This is a genomic window from Streptomyces sp. HUAS 31 (assembly GCF_028198125.1).
Taxonomy (GTDB): Bacteria; Actinomycetota; Actinomycetes; order Streptomycetales; family Streptomycetaceae; genus Streptomyces; species Streptomyces chartreusis.
This window is the reverse complement of record NZ_CP116353.1, coordinates 3,638,636-3,656,044: the sequence shown is the minus strand read 5'-3', so window position 1 is coordinate 3,656,044 and position 17,409 is coordinate 3,638,636. Positions and strand designations below refer to the sequence as shown.

Annotated in this window: 15 protein-coding genes and 1 tRNA gene; 6 read left to right on the top strand and 10 right to left on the bottom strand. The window is 72.7% G+C overall.

Translation table 11 applies throughout. The features are described from left to right. Positions 1-7: 7 nt before the first annotated feature. Positions 8-1,870: a putative bifunctional diguanylate cyclase/phosphodiesterase gene (locus PGH47_RS16095; protein WP_271664015.1), complete on the bottom strand. Its 1,863-nt coding sequence runs from the start codon at positions 1,868-1,870 to the stop codon at positions 8-10. 309 nt (positions 1,871-2,179) lie between these two features. Here PGH47_RS16095 and PGH47_RS16090 point away from each other — a divergent pair, with 309 nt between their 5' ends. Further along, complete coding sequence (locus PGH47_RS16090; RefSeq protein WP_271664014.1) at positions 2,180-3,613, top strand: M6 family metalloprotease domain-containing protein; 1,434 nt, start codon at positions 2,180-2,182, stop codon at positions 3,611-3,613. A gap of 347 nt (positions 3,614-3,960) precedes the next feature. On the opposite strand, the gene PGH47_RS16085 is transcribed toward PGH47_RS16090, so the two are convergent. From PGH47_RS16085 to PGH47_RS16055, 7 genes are all read right to left on the bottom strand, one after another. Further along, positions 3,961-4,034 (bottom strand) — tRNA-Lys (locus PGH47_RS16085). Continuing rightward, positions 4,025-4,690 (bottom strand): hypothetical protein, encoded by a 666-nt coding sequence (locus PGH47_RS16080; protein WP_271664013.1) that lies wholly within the window; start codon positions 4,688-4,690, stop codon positions 4,025-4,027. The genes PGH47_RS16085 and PGH47_RS16080 overlap by 10 nt, the downstream gene beginning before the upstream one ends. 140 nt (positions 4,691-4,830) lie before the next feature. Next, complete coding sequence (locus tag PGH47_RS16075; RefSeq protein WP_107905583.1) at positions 4,831-5,196, bottom strand: hypothetical protein; 366 nt, start codon at positions 5,194-5,196, stop codon at positions 4,831-4,833. A gap of 304 nt (positions 5,197-5,500) precedes the next feature. After that, positions 5,501-6,835, bottom strand: a complete 1,335-nt coding sequence (locus tag PGH47_RS16070; RefSeq protein WP_271664012.1) for an AAA domain-containing protein — start codon at positions 6,833-6,835, stop codon at positions 5,501-5,503. Further along, the gene (locus PGH47_RS16065) at positions 6,832-8,439 is read right to left on the bottom strand and encodes a hypothetical protein (protein ID WP_271664011.1); all 1,608 of its coding nucleotides are present in this window, start codon (positions 8,437-8,439) and stop codon (positions 6,832-6,834) included. The genes PGH47_RS16070 and PGH47_RS16065 overlap by 4 nt, the downstream gene beginning before the upstream one ends. Beyond that, positions 8,430-9,563, bottom strand: a complete 1,134-nt coding sequence (locus PGH47_RS16060) for a hypothetical protein (protein WP_271664010.1) — start codon at positions 9,561-9,563, stop codon at positions 8,430-8,432. The genes PGH47_RS16065 and PGH47_RS16060 overlap by 10 nt, the downstream gene beginning before the upstream one ends. Beyond that, on the bottom strand, positions 9,514-10,512 hold the full coding sequence (locus PGH47_RS16055) for a phosphatase PAP2 family protein (RefSeq protein WP_271664009.1): 999 nt from the start codon (positions 10,510-10,512) through the stop codon (positions 9,514-9,516). The genes PGH47_RS16060 and PGH47_RS16055 overlap by 50 nt, the downstream gene beginning before the upstream one ends. 187 nt (positions 10,513-10,699) lie before the next feature. On the opposite strand from PGH47_RS16055, the gene PGH47_RS16050 reads away from it, so the two are divergent. Continuing rightward, complete coding sequence (locus tag PGH47_RS16050; RefSeq protein ID WP_271664008.1) at positions 10,700-11,296, top strand: histidine phosphatase family protein; 597 nt, start codon at positions 10,700-10,702, stop codon at positions 11,294-11,296. Positions 11,297-11,431: 135 nt separating this feature from the next. Here the strand turns inward: PGH47_RS16050 and PGH47_RS16045 are convergent, their stop codons facing one another. Continuing rightward, positions 11,432-12,910: a hypothetical protein gene (locus PGH47_RS16045; protein ID WP_271664007.1), complete on the bottom strand. Its 1,479-nt coding sequence runs from the start codon at positions 12,908-12,910 to the stop codon at positions 11,432-11,434. Between the two features lie 266 nt (positions 12,911-13,176). Here PGH47_RS16045 and PGH47_RS16040 point away from each other — a divergent pair, with 266 nt between their 5' ends. Together PGH47_RS16040 and PGH47_RS16035 are read left to right on the top strand one after the other, a co-directional pair. Then, positions 13,177-13,632 (top strand): hypothetical protein, encoded by a 456-nt coding sequence (locus PGH47_RS16040; RefSeq protein WP_185844160.1) that lies wholly within the window; start codon positions 13,177-13,179, stop codon positions 13,630-13,632. A 44-nt stretch (positions 13,633-13,676) separates the two neighbouring features. Next, the gene (locus PGH47_RS16035; RefSeq protein WP_271664006.1) at positions 13,677-14,546 is read left to right on the top strand and encodes a spermidine synthase; all 870 of its coding nucleotides are present in this window, start codon (positions 13,677-13,679) and stop codon (positions 14,544-14,546) included. A gap of 62 nt (positions 14,547-14,608) precedes the next feature. Here the strand turns inward: PGH47_RS16035 and PGH47_RS16030 are convergent, their stop codons facing one another. Further along, entirely contained in the window at positions 14,609-15,133 is a 525-nt protein-coding gene (locus PGH47_RS16030; RefSeq protein ID WP_271664005.1) for a hypothetical protein, read from the bottom strand. A gap of 110 nt (positions 15,134-15,243) precedes the next feature. On the opposite strand from PGH47_RS16030, the gene PGH47_RS16025 reads away from it, so the two are divergent. Further along, positions 15,244-15,948: a response regulator transcription factor gene (locus PGH47_RS16025; RefSeq protein ID WP_030967866.1), complete on the top strand. Its 705-nt coding sequence runs from the start codon at positions 15,244-15,246 to the stop codon at positions 15,946-15,948. Next, positions 15,945-17,363: a HAMP domain-containing sensor histidine kinase gene (locus PGH47_RS16020; protein WP_271664004.1), complete on the top strand. Its 1,419-nt coding sequence runs from the start codon at positions 15,945-15,947 to the stop codon at positions 17,361-17,363. The genes PGH47_RS16025 and PGH47_RS16020 overlap by 4 nt, the downstream gene beginning before the upstream one ends. Positions 17,364-17,409 lie beyond the last annotated feature (46 nt).

Sequence of the window (17,409 nt, the reverse complement as noted above, 5' to 3'; positions counted from 1 at the left end):
GCACGTGTCAGACGCGAGCACCCATCAGCTCGGAGATGCGATCCGGCGACACCGGCCGTGAGTACAGCCACCCCTGGCCGGTGTCGCAGCCGATCCGGCGCAGCCGTGAAGCCTGCGCCATCGTCTCCACGCACTCCGCGGTGACCGTCAGACCCAGCCGGTGGGCGAGCTGGATCATCGCCTCGACCACGACCTCGTCGGCCGGGTTCGGCGGGACGGCGGCGCTGTTCTCGCTCTCGTACTGGAAGCCCCGAACGAACGAGCCGTCCAGCTTCAGGACCGAGACCGGCAGCCGGCTCAGGTACGCGAGGTTCGAGTAGCCGGTGCCGAAGTCGTCGATGGCGATGCGCACACCCATGTCGCTGAGCGCCTGGAGGTCCTGGAGGGGCCTGCCCGACGAACCCATCACCGCCGACTCGGTCAGCTCCAACTGGAGCAGATGCGGGGCGAGTTCGGTCTCCTCCAGGATCCGCGCCACGTCCGACACCAGGTCGGAGTCCCACACCTGGCGCACGGCGACGTTCACGCTCACGAAGATCGGCGGCTCGTCCGGGTGCGCCACCTGCCAGGCGCGGGCCTGCCGGCAGGCGGTCGCCAGGACCCAGCGGCCCAGCGGCACGATCGAGCCGTCCTCCTCGGCCAGTCCGATGAACCGATTCGGCGCCAGTACGCCGAACTGAGGATGATTCCAGCGGACAAGCGCCTCGACGCCGCGCAGCCGGCCGTCCTCCATGCCCACCAGCGGCTGGTACTCCAGGGCGAACTCACCGCGGTCGACGGCCGCGCGAAGCGTGGCGGCGAGTGCCTGACGGGTGATGAGGTGAGCGTTGCGCTCGGGGTCGAACAGCGTCCAGCGGTCCTTGCCGTCGGCCTTCGCCCAGTACAGCGTCGTGTCGGCGGCCTGCATCAGCGCGGTCGGAGTGGTGCCGGCCGCGTGCCGCTCCACGACACCGATCGACGCCGACACCGACAGACGCCGGCCGGACAGGTCGAAGGGCTCGCGCAGTGCCTCCAGCAACGACTCGGCCAGATCGGCCAGTTGCTCGGTCCCCGTCGAGTCCTCGACGAGCAGGGCGAACTCGTCGCCGCCGAGCCGGGCCACCAGTGGCGGGCTGGAGCGGGCGTACCCGGCCTGCTCGGCGCAGCGCGTGAGCCGCTCGGCCACGGCCGCCAGCAGCTTGTCGCCGACGCGGTTGCCGAGGGTGTCGTTGATCGCCTTGAAGCCGTCAAGGTCCAGGTAGCACAGGCCGATTCGGCCCGTGGTGCCGCTCTCGTCGTACGACTCGACCTCCAGCGCCGCGGTCAGCCGCTCGAAGAACAGCGTGCGGTTGGGCAGCCGGGTCACCGGGTCGTGCATCTGCAAGTGCCGTACACGCGCCTGGAGTTCGCGGTGGGCGCTGATGTCGGTGACGGAGAGCAGGACGCCGCCGGACTCGTCGCCCGGCAGCGGCGCGACCGTGACCCTGGCCCACAGGAAGTGGCCCTCCGGGTGTTTGAGGCGGCGCGTGCAGAGCAGTTCGGCCTGCCGGCCGCGCAGCACCTCGCGGTACGTGTGCCAGGTCCGCGTGTCGGAGGCGAGGTCGACCAGGTCGGCGGCAGGGGTGCCGGTCAGCTCCTGGGCGGGCCTGCCGAGCAGCTCGGCGAAGGTGGAATTGGCGCCGGCCACCATGCCGTCGCGGTCGACCACGGCCATGGCCAGGGGCGCGGCGGAGAAGGCCGACCAGTAGGGCGGTCCTCCCGTACCAGGGGATGGCAGGGCATTACTCTCTGTGACGGCCGGCCCGATGAGGTCTGCCGCGGGCGTCGGCCCTTCGGACGTTCCGCTCACCGCTCGCTCCCGCAGTGCACTCGATCTTCGGATGGGTCTCATCGGAATGGTCGGCCGGGTGGATGGGGGACGGCCGCCGGGCTGTGTCCGTGCAGGAAAAGTGTCAGGAAAGTGTGCCGATCATAGAGGCTGGTCTCCGGCCCTTCCACCTACTGTCCAGTGTTCCCGCGCAGCGCGCGCATCCGACAGATCGTTTCTGCTCGCACCTGGACAGCTTCTTCGGGCCCTCGACCACTTGTGACGTTCCGTGAGCGATTCGGGGGTGTCGATTCCACGGGACGCGCGGGCCGCTCACCCGTCCGGTGCAGCACAACAGGACGTAGTACGACAATCCCACACAGGCTGGATGCGGTGTCCCGCGAACCGCATCCGGAGGTCCACGTGCCGCGTCAGAACCCCCTGCTCCGTGGGATGGGTCTGCTGCGGGACAGGCCCCGACTGCGCAGTGCCGCCGCCGTGTTCACCACGATGTCGGCGCTCGCCGCGACCTCCCTGGTCGTCGGCCCGTCGGTCGCGGAACCGTTCGACGCGGCACCCTGTGCCCTGCAGCGCACCGACGCCCACCACTCGGAGGGCGTGGACACCTGGAACGCCGCCTATCCACGTCCGGCCCGCAAGCTCGACGCGGTCATGGTGTTCCTGTCCTTCCCGGACGCGGCCCCTCTGACGACCCCCGCCGAACTGACGGCCGACCACTTCCCGGCCACCACCCGCTTCTTCGAACGTGCCTCCTACGGCAGATTCACCCTGCGCCCGCACCCGTTGCGGCACTGGCTGCGGATGCCGCGTCCGTCGACGGCGTACGCCATACAGCGTGACTGGCGTGTCGCCGACCGGGCCGCCTATCTGCGGGACGCCCTCGCGGTGGCGGACCGGCAGGTGGACTTCTCCCGCTACGACGTCGTGTACTTCGTCGCCGACCCGGACGCGCCCGGCGTCGACTCGGACGCCACGAAGGTCGTGAACCTGGAGACGCCGCTGCGGGCCGACGGCACGGACATCCGGCGCGTCGTCACGGTGTTCGAGAACCATCCGCCGGACCGGCTGGTCCTCGCCCACGAGACCGGCCATGTCTTCGACCTGCCCGACCTGTACCACCGTCCGGTGGACGGCAAGGGCGACTGGGACACGTACGTCGGTGACTGGGACCTCATGGGCAGCCAGTTCGGCATGTCCCCTGACCTGTTCGGCTGGCACAAGTGGAAGCTCGGCTGGCTGGAGCCGCGGCAGGTGGTGTGCGTACAGGGCGGCGGCGCCGGGGCCGTCCGGCTGACGCTTGAGCCACTGTCGGCGGGGCCGGGGGCGCCGCCGCGGACGGGTGCGGCCGGGGCGGACAGTGTCTTCGGCACGGACGGTTCCTCCGACCCGTCCGGCTCCTCCTACGCTCCCTCAGGCTCTTCCTACGGCACCGTGCCGGGGTTCGGGCTGGGCCACGGCACCAAGCTCGCCGTCGTCCGCACCGGCGCCGAGAGCGCCCTCGCCTTCGAGGTGCGCGGCCCGGTGGGCAACGACGTGGAGACCTGCCGGCAAGGGGTGCTGGTGTACCGGGTGCGCAGCCGGACCGAGTCCGGGAGTGGCCCGGTCCAGGTGATCGACGCCCATCCCCGCAGCGAGGCCTGCTGGGAGGAGTCGGTGTATCCCCCGCTCGCGGACGCCCCGGTCGCCCTGGGTGAGAGCTTCACGGTGCCGGGGGAGGGAGTCCGCGTGGAGGTGGAGGGCCGAACGGCTTCCGGGGCGTGGACGGTGAAGATCACTACGGCGGGTGGTACGCGGGCGGTGGGATAGCGGTGGTGCCGATCGGGCACAACCGGAAATGCGAAAGGCCCCTCGCTCTCACGAGGGGCCTTCACTGTCTGTGCGCCGCCAGGGACTCGAACCCCGGACCCGCTGATGCTGCATCTTCCGGGGGACGACCCCCGGACCCCCGGCCGACCCTGCAGGACCCGGCGAAAATGCGAAGGCCCCCCGCAGTTGCGAAGGGCCTTCACTGTCTGTGCGCCGCCAGGGACTCGAACCCCGGACCCGCTGATGCTGCATCTTCCGGGGGACGACCCCCGGACCCCCGGCCGACCCTGCAGGACCCGGCGAAAATGCGAAGGCCCCCCGCAGTTGCGAAGGGCCTTCACTGTCTGTGCGCCGCCAGGGACTCGAACCCCGGACCCGCTGATTAAGAGTCAGCTGCTCTAACCAACTGAGCTAGCGGCGCCTGCTGACGTCGTAGACCTTAGCACCCTGATCGGGGTGGGGAAAAATCGATATCCGAACGGTGGCGCGGGCCGCTCGGACGGCTGCCCAGAGCAGTACCTCGGGCCCCGGCAACCAGGGATTACGGGTGTCCGGCGCGACCAGCCAGCGGGAGCCGGAGGGGGCCAGGAGCGGCAGGTCCACGTCCGGTACGTCCAGGTCCGGGAGCGGCATGTCCGGCCCCTCCGGATCGGCCGGCGCGGGCACCGTGACCGCGTCGCCCGTGCCGTGGCAGAGGAGCGGCGGCATCCCGTCCGTGCGGCCGAATTCCTCCCAGCGCAGCAGCGAGGGCAGCCGCTGGGCGGTGCCCGGCGCGGCGAACATCAGGATCCGCCCGCGATAGACGGCCACCGGCCCCGAACCCGGCCCCCCGTCCCAGAGCCGGTCGAGCATCCGGCGCCCGAAGAGCGCGGGCGCGCTGACGATGTCGAAGACGGAGCCGCAGGGCAGGACCACCGGGGCCGCGGGGCGCTCCTCCCAGAGGGCGAGCGTGCTGCGGGGATACGTTCCTGCCGAGGCGAGCCAGGCGACGCCCTCAGGGGTGATCCGTGCTGCGGCGTCGACCCCGGTGGCGTGGAACCCGGCGTCCGAGAAGAGGTCGTCCCGTGTGCTGCTCATGACGCATAGATCTACCTGGCGTGAGCATGCGGTCTCACAGGGTTGCCGAAAAGCCGGACAGGGGAGGCCGACAGCGGGTATCTTGCCCGCCTGGCATATGCCAAAGGGTGGCGGTGGGTGAGCGGACGGGCCCGGGTCGGTCACACCGGGTCGACGTGCCCCGCCCCTTCGACACCACGCATCAGATCCCGGCCGAACTCCACCATCTTCTTGGCGTAGTCCTCGGTCCACTCGGCCCGCTCTGCGATGTCGGCGGGCGTCAGCCGGTCGAACCGCCGGGGATCGGCGAGCTGGGCCGCCGCGATGGCCTGGAACTCCACCGCGCGGTCCGTGGCCGCCCGGAACGCCTGCGTCAGCTCGGTCGCCCGCGCGAGCAGCGCCCGGGGGTCGTCCATCGACTCCAGGTCGAAGAAGTGCTCAGGGTCGGCGGCCACCTGCGTGGGCTCGAAGAGCAGGGGCGCGGGGCGTAGCCGCGGTTCGTTCCGACGCGGCGTGGGCTCCGCCATGTCTTTGTCCTCCTCGTACGTCACCGATCTCATGGGTCCCCGGCGACCCGGCTGTGAACCGGTCCACCGTCCATTGTCCCGCGCTCGCGCAAGAGGGCGTCGGGACAGGTCAATGGGGTTGCCGTCCTTCCAGGGGCTTCAAGGCCGCCAGGCCACCCGATGTTCCGCGAGTCTCGCCGGCACCGCGTGATTCGCCTCCCAGCCGTCCGGGCTGCATCCATGGGCCGCCTCCGGCGGCGTGCCGGACTCCGTCCGGCAGCTGGGCGGGTGAGGCCGGTGCAGGGTCGTGCGGGTGCCGTTCGTTTCATGGCCGCCATGCCACCCGGTGTTCCGCCAGCCGTGCGAGCACCGCGTGATTGGCCTCCCAGCCGTCCGGGAACTTCACCAGCGTCCCCAACTGCACCGGCTCCGTCGACGGGTAGTCGTCCAGGAGGTCGCTCACGCCCGCTCGGCACACCACGATGCACGCGTGCCGGTGGCGGGAGGCGAGGACGCACAGGCGGCCCGTCTCCAGGTGGAAGGCGGTGGCGTCGGGGCGGCCGGAGAGCGGGTGGAGGACCACGGTCACGTCGTACTCGCGGCCCTGGAGACGATTCGCGGTGTCGACGACGACGTCCGTCACGCCCAGCTCGGCCAGTGCCGCCCGGACCCCCGCCGCCTGGTCCCGATGGGCCGTGCCGACCGCGATCCGGTCGGCGGTCAGGGGCGCGGCGTCGGGCGAGCGCTCGGACGTCGCCGCGCCGCCCCGGTCCAGCACACGCCGTACGACCGTCGCCACCGCCCGCACCGCCTCGGGATCCGTGCGCGGGGTGTGCCGGGCGGGCAGTTCCAGCAGCCCCCAGCCCGACTCCGCGGCCTCGTCGATCACCCGGTCGGGGCCCGAGCCGTCCGAGGGCACCGCGAAGGTGAGCCGGCGGTCTTCGTGGCCCGTGCCGCTGCGGAACGGGGTGTAGGGGTAGAACGCGTCGGAGACCAGGGGCGCGGCCGAGGCGGGGAGCCGCCAGGACACCGGCAGACGGTGCTGGGGCAGGTCCGGGTTGTGGGCCAACAGGGTCGTCACCGCCGAGGCCGAGGGGTCGTACGACAGGCCCGCCCACTGCTCGCTGCCCACGATCGCGAACGGGTCCAGCTGACCCGGGTCGCCCACGAACAGCGCCCGCTCGAACAGCCCGGCCACGGCGAGCAGAGAGTCCGAGCGCATCTGGTACGCCTCGTCGACGATCGCGTGCCGCCAGGGTTCCTCGACCTTCACATGCGCCCACTTGGCGGCCGTGGACAGGACCACCGCCAGGCCCGCGAGATCGGCCGCCTTCGCCGACTTGCGTACGTTCGGCAGGTCGTCGAGCGCCTTGTCGTACGGGTCGGAGTCGCTGCTGTGCAGCCGGCCCACCGGCAGCTCGGGGTCCTTCTCGGCGAGCCTGAGCACCAGGTCGTCGACCTGCGCGTTGGTCTGCGCGACGACCATCAGCGGACGCCCGGCGTCCGCCAGTTCCAGGGCCGCGCGGACGACGAGCGTGGACTTGCCGGCACCGGGCGGGGAGTCCACCACGACCCCGCGCGCGTCGCTGTGCAGGGTGTTGTGCAGGATCGCGTCGGTGGCAGCGGACGCCGCGGCACCGGGGTCGAACACGGCGGTCACAGCACGTCCTCCTGGGTGAGCGGATCGGCGGCCTCGGACTCCTGCTCCCCGGGCGGCCCGCCGTGCGTCCACGGTGTCTGCTCCGGCTCGGGCAGCTTCGCGCCGCCCCGCTGCTCGTGCTCGAACAGCGTGAAGCAGACCAGGTCGCCCTTCTGCGGCACCGATCCTTCCTCCGGCTCCTTGCCGCGGCCCATCTTGTCCAGCACACGCAGCACCAGCAGCGCGCCGCCGTCCTCGTCGAGGGCGTCCTCGTGGCCGACGAACTCCGCCGACTGGGGCTTGCCGCCCAGGGAGCGGAACACCTTGGCCCGCTCGCCCAGATGCGGCCGGTCGTCCGTGCGGACGGTGACCAGGGGCCGCGGGCTCGGCCGCTTGCCCTCGCTGTACGCCATCACCACGTCGGTGACCTCGCTCGCGAACGCCTCCCCGGCCAGCCGCCGCCCCGCCATCACCAGCGGATCGTCCAGCGCCTCCTGGGCCTCAAGACGGGCCTGCTCCCGCTCCCGCGCGGCGAGCTTGTTCGCGGCGGTGACGGCGTCGTCGCGGCGCGGCTGCGGCGGCTCACCGGCGACGACCCGGTCCCGGTGGCCGGTGAACGACCAGCGGTCGCGGGTCCACCGCTCCTCCACCCGCCCGGCCACGGGCAGCGCCCGCAGCAGGTCCAGGCCCCGCCACACCGCGTCCCAGGTGGGCCGGGTCCGGCTCGCCACCAGGGCACGGATCTCCCGCTCGGCGGCGGTGAGGTCCCCGAGCCGGTCATCGGCCTCCAGCCCGTCCTCGGAGGCGGCGAGGGCGGTGCGGGCGCGGTCGTAGCGCTCGATCGCGGGAGCGAGAAGCTTGTTGTCGAACGCCGGGTCGGTGGCGGGACCGGCCGGCGGGCACAGCAGCTGGCCGTCCCGGTCCCGCGCGAGCTCCGCGCGCAGAGCGGCCTCGGCGCCCGTCTCGCCCTCGGGAGGGTCGATCCAGGCGAGCAGGGCGCCGAGGTGCTGGTCCTCCAGCGTGGACTGGCCGGTCGCCCAGTGCCGGGACAGCAGGTCCGTCATGGCCGGCAGCAGCGAGGAGCCGGGCACGCGGGCCCGCTCGCCGAAGTGGGTCAGCCAGCGGCCGAGCAGCGGCACGCGCGGGGGCGCCGGATAAGGGGCCTCCGGGTCCTGCTCCGCCGTACGCCGAAAACGCATCGACCGGCCCAGCAGCCGTACGAACTCGACGCCCGCGCGGCTCGGCATGATCAACTGCGGGGCGTCCGCGCACAGTTCGACCTCGACCTTGACCCGCTTGCCGGTCTCCGGGTCGGTCTCGTTGCGCTCGGCCGCCTCCACCTCCTCGGCGAAGGAGTCGATGTACGGCAGGACGACGTCCGCCAGCTCGGACAGGAACGCGAACCTGAGGTCCCGGTCGCGCGGCTGCGGTACGACCAGCAGATGCGGGGCGTCCCGGTCGGTGCCGACCAGCGCACCGAGCGGGGCACCGGCCTCACCGGCGGTGGTGAGGGGCACGAACACGAGCGGGCGCTGCGAGAGATGCCGGTGGCGGACGGTCGCGGCGGGCTGGGCGCGACCGGTGCTGACTGCTTCCAGCCGGGCGAGGGTGGAGATCAGCGACACCCGGCCACCGCCTCCTGACCGAGGGCCTCGGCACGCAGGCGTGCCGCTCTGCGCAGCGCCGCCACCGCCGGGTCGTCCGGGTCGCCGGATTGGCCGCGCGCCGCCGACAGGACGTCCTCGACCGTGGTCAGGCCGCCCAGCTCCGCCCGTACCGAGCGGCCCAGCGACGTCACCGCGCCGGACTCGAGGGAGCGGGCGCGGCAGTGGAAGGCGAGCTCGCAGGCGGACAGGCACTCGGGCGCATAGGTCGCCGGGACCGACTCGACGGCGGCCGTCAGGTCGGCCGCGGGCAGCTCGGGGGAGAAGCAGGTGCCGGCGGGGAGTGCGTCGGCGATGTCCTCGATGCGGGTGAGCCGGTCAAGCTGGCGGGCGGTCACCGCGCGCTGCTTGCGGACGTCGACGGCCGAGGCGGTGGGGAGGTTGGAGAAGTCCTTGGGGCAGACCAGCAGGACGCGGTCACGCACGCGTGGGGCGGATTCCAGCCGGGCGGCGACCTGCTCGAGCGCCAGCACGTACACCGCCGCCTGCCGCGCGGCCGCGCCCACCTTCGCCGGGTCCGCCGAACCGTCGAGCATCGGGAAGGACTTGATCTCCACGACCGTCCAGCTGCCGTCCGGGTGCACGACGACCGCGTCCGGCTCCAGGAAGGCGGGCGAGCCGGCGACGTCCAGCGCGAGCATGGGGTGGTCGAGCAGGGTCCACTCGCCGGGCGCCTCGGTGGCCTCGCGCAGCGCCAGCGCCGTACGGGCCGTGCGGCCCTCGGGGCCGGTCGCGGTGAGCTCGGGCACGCGTGCGTGGGCGGGCGGTTCGGCGCCGCGGTCCAGCTTCTCGTGGACCAGGCGCAGCAGCTCCGCGCCGCCGTCCGCCTTGACCTTCGCCTCGAAGGCGTTGCCGCGCGTGAGGGCGAACTGGGACTGCCCGAAGGCCGACGGCGAACCCAACGCGCCCGCGAGGGCGGCCTTGTTCACCCCGGCGCCGTCCAGGATGGCGCGCCGCTTGCAGCCGGGGTTGGCGGCGAGGGCGGCCAGGGCGCGCGCGTCCAGCGCCTTGGCCGGTACGTCGGGACCGCGCAGCTCAGCGAGCCGGTGCCGGAGCGCCGTCCCCCGCGTCCTGGGGAGAGGCACTCGGCTCGGCTCCGGATCCGAACCGGGACTCGCGCTGCCGTGGAATTCGCTCACCCACGGAAGTCTGGCATCCGCCACTGACAATCGAGGAGGAAGTGGCGGCAGAGCCCACCGTGACGGTGGCGCCCGCGCCCCTGGCGACCGAACCGGCGGGGGCCGCGACGGGCGTCGCCCCCGGTCCGAACCGTGCCCGCGCCCGGTCCATGATCCGCATCACATACGGCGCCAGCAGCAGGCCGACGCCCATCACGGCGGCGCCCGCGACCGCGTCGAGGAAGTAGTGGTTGGCGGTGCCCATCACCACGATCGTCGTGATCAGCGGGTAGGCGACCGCGGCGACCTTCGTCAGGCGCGTCCCGCCGAACCGCCACAGGATGACCCCGCACCACAGCGCCCAGCCGACGTGCAGGCTCGGCATCGCCGCGTACTGGTTCGTCATACCGCCGAGGCCCTTCGGCGCACTGGCCTCGCCGCCCCACCAGCCGTAGGAGCTGTACTGGGCCATCGTGTCGACGAAGCCGTGGCCGCCGGCGAGCAGCCTGGGCGGGCAGGTCGGCAGCAGGGTGAAGCCGATCAGACCTATGAAGGTCGACGTCATCAGCCAGGTGCGGGCCGCACGGTAGTGCACGGTGCGGGACCTGAAGAGCCACACCAGCAGCACCGGCGTGATCAGGTAGTGCAGCGAGGCGTACCAGAAGTCGGCTGGGACGCCTATCCAGGGCTCACTGGTGAAGAGCCGGTTGAGGGGGTGCTCCGCGTTGAGGTACAGGGCCTTCTCGATGTCGAGGATCGCCAGGCCGTGGTCGACGGCGGTGGAGACATCACCCCGGGCGAGCAGCCGGCCCGCCGAGTAGCAGGCGTAGACCAGCAATATCAGCGGCAGCTCGGTCCACCAGCGCAGGCGGGTCCGCGGCGTCGCCTCCACGCCAGCTATGTCGGCGTGCGGCATCCGATCGCCTCCCCCTTCTTTCTTCACGGCGCCCGGTGGACCGGTCGAACCACTTTACGGTGTACTCGCGCGCCCCTTTCGGGCGCCCCGGCCCTCAAGACGCAGAGATCGCCCGGCGGGTTGCCCGCGCCAAGCGTGCGCGATGATGTAAGCGTTCCGCCTCTCATTTCTCCCGGAAGGCCCCGCAATGGCACCGCGCATCCTGCTGGCCCGGCACGGACAGACGGCGTGGTCGCTGTCCGGCAAGCACACCGGCAGGACCGACGTACCCCTCCTGGAGGAGGGCCGCCGGGGCGCGAAGCTGCTGGGTGAGCGCCTGCACCGGCCGCCCTGCGACGGACTGGACGGCGTCGAGGTCCGCACCAGCCCCCTGTCACGCGCGCGTGAGACGTGCGAACTCGCCGGCTTCGGTGACCGCGCGCGCACCTGGGACACGCTCATGGAGTGGGACTACGGCGCCTACGAGGGCATGACGCCGGCCGAGATCCAGGCGATACGTCCGGGCTGGCTCATCTGGCGCGACGGCGTGCCCGAGGGGGAGACCCTGTCCGAGGTGACGGCCCGTGCCGACGAGGTGGTGACGTGGGCCCGCGAGGCGGACCGGGATGTGCTGGTGTTCGCGCACGGGCACATCCTGCGGTCCATCGGCGCGCGCTGGCTGGGGCTGCCGCTCGACTTCGCGGCCCGGATCCGGCTGAACCCGACCTCGCTGTCGGTGCTGGGCTGGGCCTACGGCGAGGCCGCGATCGAGAGCTGGAACGACTCGGGGCACCTGGCCGGCTGAACGCTCCGCCGGAAGGACCGTGATGAACCTGCGGGCGGGTGGGGGCGGGTCGCGCAGTTCCCCGCGCCCCTTGAGCGCGGTGCCGCACCGGGATTCACCAGGACCGCTCGCCCACCCGCGAGCCCGCCCCGCCGGTCACGGCTTGCGAGGCGCCGAGGCGTGCCGTTCCAGGAACGCCGACACACCGCTCGCCCGCCGGTGCGGCAGCAGCACCCGGGCCGTGCCCGCGAGCATCGTCTGGACCCGCGACGACTGCACCAGGTCCAGGAGGTCCAGCACCCGCATCCCGGCGGCGGCCGCCTCGTCGGGGCGTCCGCCCCGCGCCAGGTCGTCCGCCAGCTGCGCGGTGTACAGGGCGATGTTGCGGGTGAAGTGCGGATCCTGGAGCTGGGCCGCCCGCCCCGCGTGCCGCGCCGCCCGCTGCCAGTTCCCGAGCGTCGACCAGCACTGCGCCTCCAGGACCTCCAGCTCGGCCTCCCCGTAGAAGCTCATCCACTCCGGGTCGGCCTCCGAGTGGCCCCGCTGGAAGAGGGCCTGCGCACGGGCGAGGGACTGCTCGCAGCCGGTGCGGTCGGCGAGCCCCGCCCAGCCGCCCGCCTCGCGCAGCGCGAGCAGCGACATCAGCCGGGACGAGCCCAGAGAGCGCGCGACGCGTTGCGCGGCCTGCGCCGCCCGCACCGCCTCACGGGGCCGGCCCGCGTCCCGTGCGAGGAAGGACGTATTGCAGAAGGCGTGCGCCTCCAGACCCGGGTCGCCCGCCATCCGGGCCGTCGCGAGCGCCTCCGCGTAGTGCGAGCGGGCGTCGTCGAACCGCCCCGAGTCGTGCGCCAGCCATCCCACCGAGATGGCCAGTTCACCCGCGCCCGAGTGGAGCCGGTCGCCGGTCGCCTGCCGGGTCGTACCGGCGTCGAGCAGCGCGTAGGCGGCCCGCAGGGGGGCGGCGGCGCGCCGGTAGAGGCCGTCGGCGCCGTGCCGGTCGTCGAGCAGCCGGATGCGGCGCACGGCTTGCTCGAGCGCGTCCGCCTCCCGTCCCCCGACACGTCTGTGGGGACGCTCCGCGGCCGCGGCGTCGTGGGCGAGCCCCAGGGGGCTCAGTGAGGCGGCGGCCACCGTGGCGCCTCCGCCGGTCATGAATGCGCGACGTAGCACGTCGCTCTCCTCGTGGTTCTCGTCGTTCTGCGCTGTGCCGTACGCGTCACACGGGTCGTACGGGTCCTGCGGGTTCAGTGGGTCATACGGCTCGTGGGCCCCTTGCGTCTCACTCGTGGCGAGCGCCGGGCTCGTGGTGTGTGCCAGGGGCGCGTCGTCCTCGGCGTGCGCCCGGCGTCCGCGTACGGACGAGCGGGGCGCGAAGCCCAGGTCGGTGAGGGTGCGGCCGGGGAACATATGTAGGAACACCCGTTCGTACGCGTAGTTGGGGCAGCGGATCTCGCCGGCCTCGACTCTGCCGATGTAGCGCGCGTCACAGCTGACCCGCTCATCGATCTCGCGAGCGGCCCGTCGCACCACCGCGGCGAACTCGGCCGGCGAGCGCTGTCCGCGCAACTGCCGGAACGCGATGTTCGGCCGTGGTGGCCTGGAAGGCTGGGACGAGGTCAGCTCTGACGACGTCATGGCCGGGTCCTCTCGTGCGAACCGTCGAACCATGCCGGGACGCGGACGAGTTGAACCGAAAATCCGTGTGGTGCCCTTGCGTCCGGCGGGCAAGAACGTACCTGCTGTAGCGGAGCCACCACGCAGGGTTTGGCTACAAACCGGATATCTCATACGTGATCTGCCATGAACTGCCATCCTTTGCGGCGGACTTCCGCCGTAGCCGTTGACACCGCGACGCGTTGAACTCTTCGGACTGCAAAAGGGGTTCCGTGGTGGAGGTCGGGATGGAGACCAGCCAGAGCGTCGTGCCTCGTACGCCGTCGACAACGGCGAGGCACGCGCCGACCGCAGAGTGCAGCGCGCCGCCGGGCGAGGGCTGCGACCCGGAGTCGGGGTGCGACGTGGTCACCGTCCCTGCGCGCCAGGGCCTGGAGGCCGTCGACATCCTGCGGCGTGGGGCCTGCGAGGCGGTGGGGCCCGTCCTGCACGACGACGGCGGCGACACCCTCGGCTTCGTGGTCCCGCCGGGCACGGCCGCCGCCTGGGACGTGCCGGGCAGCACCTGTACGGAGACCGACGGGCGGGGCCTGAGCCTCGACCTGAACCCCGAGCCGCCGGTCGAGGGCTCGGACTGGCTCCTGCCGCCCGGGGAGGCGGACCTGGCGACCGATCCCGCGGTGCTGCGGGCGGCCCTGGGCGAGGCGGCGCGGCTGATCGAGGCGGCCGACAACTGTCGGTGACCGGCGCAGGCGCGGCGGCGCCGCCGCCCCCTGATAATGGCGGAGTGGGAAAGTCCAGAAAGCCCCGGCGGTCAGCCGCGGACCTCGCCTCCGTCGTCGAGAGCGTCGACGGCGGACTCGCCGAGCTCATACCCGACCGGGACCGTGCGCGGGCCTGGACGCTCCTGATCGACGGGGCGCCGCAGTCGCACGTCGACCTGGACGACCCCGCCCACCTCTCCTTCGAGTACCAGCGCCGCCTCGGGCACGTCATCGACCTCGTCGCCGCGCCCGGCAAGCCGGTGCAGGCCGTGCACCTAGGCGGCGGGGCCCTCACCCTCGCCCGCTACGTCGCCGCCACCCGCCCTCGGTCCACGCAGCAGGTCGTCGAGCGCGACGCCGCCCTCGTCCAGCTGGTCCGCCGCGAACTCCCCCTGGACCGCGCCGCCCGCGTCCGGGTGCGCTCGGCCGACGCCCGCGAAGGGCTCGCCAAGGTGCCCGACGCCTGGGCCGACCTCGTCATCGCCGACGTCTTCAGCGGAGCCCGCACCCCGGCCCACCTCACTTCCACGGAGTTCCTCGACGAGGTCCGCCGCGCGCTGCGCCCCGGCGGCTGGTACGCCGCCAACCTCGCCGACGGGCCGCCGCTCGCGCATCTGCGGGGCCAGATCGCCACCGCCGCCGCCCGGTTCGCCGAGCTGGCGCTGGTGGCCGACCCGACGGTGCTGCGCGGCAAGCGGTTCGGCAACGCGGTCCTGGTCGCCGCCGACCATTCGCTGCCGGTGGCCGAGCTGACCCGTCGCGCCGCCTCCGACCCGCATCCGGCGCGGGTCGAACACGGCCGCTCCCTCAGGGACTTCACCGGGGGCGCCGTACCGGTCACGGACGCGGCGGCGGTGGCGTCGCCGGCACCACCGGCGTCCGTCTTCACCTGAGCACCCGCTTCAGATGAGCACGCCCTTCAACGCCCTTCGGGTGAGACGGTCCCCGCGGTGAGTCAGTAGTTCCCGATCTCCACCCGCGGCGGCCCGTCGTGCCACGTGCAGAACACCGACACCCGGTCCGCGCCCGCGGCGAACTCCACCCTGATCCATGTCTCCGTCTTCCACACCTGCATCGACCAGCCGGAGCCCGGGGTGGCGGAGACCAGGGTCGCGGAGGCGTCGCCGATGTCGAAGACCACCCGGCCGCCGTCGGTGTCGTAACTCTTGACCTGGCCGGACGAGGTGGGGGAGGGGGCCGGGGCGCTGGTCGTCGGCTTCGACGACGGCGTCGGGGTGCGGGGCTTGCCGGTCGGCTTCGTCGAAGGGCTCTTCGACGGGGGCGGCACCTTGGGGGACTGCGTCGAGGACGCCAGCGGCTTGGAGCCCTGAGTCGTCGCGTCGGCCGCCGTGATGGGCAGGGCGCGCGGGCGGTCGTAGACCGTGCCCGCCATCACCGTGTGGACACCCCACCACGACAGCGTGACCGCCGCGCCGGTGGCGAGCGACCAAGCAAGTACGTGTACGAGTCCTCTGCGCATCGCGGGCCATACTGCCTCACGCGTCCCAGGAGTGTCGCCCGGTTGTCCACAGGTGGTGAGTTGTCCACAGGCCCGGACCCGGCTCGACGGCATGGCGTACGGTGCGGCGCATGGCAAGTGTGCTCGTGGTCGAGGACGACCCGTTCGTTCGCTCGGCGCTCATCCGGCACCTGACCGACGCGGCCCACACCGTCCGCAGCGTCGGGACGGCGCTGGAGGCGCTGCGCGAGGTCGCCCATCTCCGTTTCGACGTGGTCATCCTGGACCTCGGACTGCCCGATCTGGACGGCTCCGAGGCCCTGAAGATGCTGCGCGGAATCACCGACGTCCCTGTGATCATCGCCACCGCGCGGGACGACGAGACGGAGATCGTCCGGCTGTTGAACGCGGGGGCGGACGACTACCTCACCAAGCCCTTCTCGGTCGAGCACCTCTCGGCCCGCATGGCGGCCGTCCTGCGCCGCTCCCGGGCCGGCGCCGGCGACCTGCCGCCGGAGGCGGTGCTGCGCGTCGGCGGCCTCACCGTCGACCCGCTGCGCCGCCAGGCCGAGCTGGACGGCGTCCGACTCGACCTCACCCGCCGCGAGTTCGACCTGCTCACCTTCCTGGCCACCCGGCCCGGAGTGGTCGTGCCCCGCAAGGAACTGCTCGCCGAGGTGTGGCAGCAGTCCTACGGCGACGACCAGACGATCGACGTCCATCTGTCCTGGCTCAGGCGCAAGCTCGGGGAGACCGCGGCGCGACCGCGTTATCTGCACACCCTGCGCGGCGTGGGCGTGAAGCTGGAACCACCGGGTGGGGAGTTGCCGCGATGAGATGGGCCCTGGTCAAGGTCTGCCTGGCCGTCACCACCATGGTCGTGGTCGCCTTCGCGGTGCCGCTCGGACTCGTCATCCGGGAGATGGCCCGCGACCGCGCCTTCTCCAACGCCGAGCGGGAGGCCGCCGCCGTCGCTCCCGCGCTGTCCATCACCACCGACCGGGACCAACTGGAGCGGGTCGTCGCCTCGGCCGGCTCCGACTCGGGCATGGCAGTGCACATCCCGGCCTCCTCGGACAAGGCGTCCGGCGGCACGAACGCCGTCGACCTCGGCCGGCAGCGTGCCGCCGCCGCCGACATCGCGACCGTACGACGACTGGGCCGCGCCTCGACCAGCGACGTCCCCGGCGGGTCCACGCTGCTGCAGCCGGTCGCGCTCAGCTCCGGGGAGATAGCCGTCGTCGAGGTGTTCGTCCCCGACGTGGAGGTCACCAACGGGCTCACCACGGCCTGGACGGTGCTCGCCGGGGTCGGCCTCGCGCTGATCGTCGGCTCGGTCGCCGTCGCCGACCGGCTGGGTGTGCGGATGGTGCGGCCGGCCCAGCGCCTGGTCGAGGGCGCGCACGAACTGGGGGAGGGCAAGCTGGGCTCCCGGGTGCCGGAGGAGGGACCGACCGAACTGCGGCTGGCGGCCGTGGCGTTCAACTCCATGGCCGACCAGGTCGTACAACTCCTCGCCAACGAGCGGGAGCTGGCGGCCGACCTGTCCCACCGGCTGCGCACCCCGCTGACCGTGCTGCGGCTGAACGCGGCCTCGCTCGGGGACGGTCCGGCCGCCGAGCAGACCCGCACGGCCGTCGCCCAGCTGGAGCGCGAGGTCGACACCATCATCCGTACCGCCCGCGAGGCCAAGCCGCAGACGGTGGCCGCCGGTCCCGGCGCCGGGTGCGACGCGGCCGAAGTGGTGCGCGAGCGCATGGCGTTCTGGTCGGCGCTGGCGGAGGACGAGGGCCGCAAGGTGCGGGTGGCCGGCGTGGAGCGGCCGGTGCGGATACCGGTGGCCCGGGCGGATCTGGCGGCCGCGCTGGACGCCCTGCTCGGCAATGTCTTCCGGCACACCACCGAGGGCACGGCGTTCGCGGTCGACGTGCACAACGGCGAGGACGCGGTGATCGTGCTCGTCTCGGACGCGGGGCCCGGCATATCCGATCCCGAGGCGGCGATGGCGCGCGGGCGGGGCTCCGGCAGCGCCGGGTCGACCGGGCTCGGCCTTGACATCGTGCGCCGGCTCGCGGAGTCGACGGGCGGGGACGTGCGGATCGGGTCGTCGGTGCTCGGCGGGACCGAGGTGCGGATCTGGATCCAGCTGGACGGCAGGGAGCCGGTTCGGCGAGGGCATCGCGGGTCCGTTCGCCGCCGCCGGCCCGGCAGATTGGTCTCTACCTTTAACCGTCCCCGATCTCTTCCTTAAGGGCGTCATAAGCTCCTCAACCCCCGTCCGGATCAGGCATTTTGCC

Coding starts and splice junctions, on each gene's coding strand:
- PGH47_RS16045 (WP_271664007.1), bottom strand. CDS start 12,910: ATGACGTCGTCAGAGCTGACCTCGTCCCAGCCTTCCAGGCCACCACGG.
- PGH47_RS16055 (WP_271664009.1), bottom strand. CDS start 10,512: ATGCCGCACGCCGACATAGCTGGCGTGGAGGCGACGCCGCGGACCCGC.
- PGH47_RS16040 (WP_185844160.1), top strand. CDS start 13,177: ATGGAGACCAGCCAGAGCGTCGTGCCTCGTACGCCGTCGACAACGGCG.
- PGH47_RS16075 (WP_107905583.1), bottom strand. CDS start 5,196: ATGGCGGAGCCCACGCCGCGTCGGAACGAACCGCGGCTACGCCCCGCG.
- PGH47_RS16020 (WP_271664004.1), top strand. CDS start 15,945: ATGAGATGGGCCCTGGTCAAGGTCTGCCTGGCCGTCACCACCATGGTC.
- PGH47_RS16025 (WP_030967866.1), top strand. CDS start 15,244: ATGGCAAGTGTGCTCGTGGTCGAGGACGACCCGTTCGTTCGCTCGGCG.
- PGH47_RS16095 (WP_271664015.1), bottom strand. CDS start 1,870: ATGAGACCCATCCGAAGATCGAGTGCACTGCGGGAGCGAGCGGTGAGC.
- PGH47_RS16050 (WP_271664008.1), top strand. CDS start 10,700: ATGGCACCGCGCATCCTGCTGGCCCGGCACGGACAGACGGCGTGGTCG.
- PGH47_RS16030 (WP_271664005.1), bottom strand. CDS start 15,133: ATGCGCAGAGGACTCGTACACGTACTTGCTTGGTCGCTCGCCACCGGC.
- PGH47_RS16080 (WP_271664013.1), bottom strand. CDS start 4,690: ATGAGCAGCACACGGGACGACCTCTTCTCGGACGCCGGGTTCCACGCC.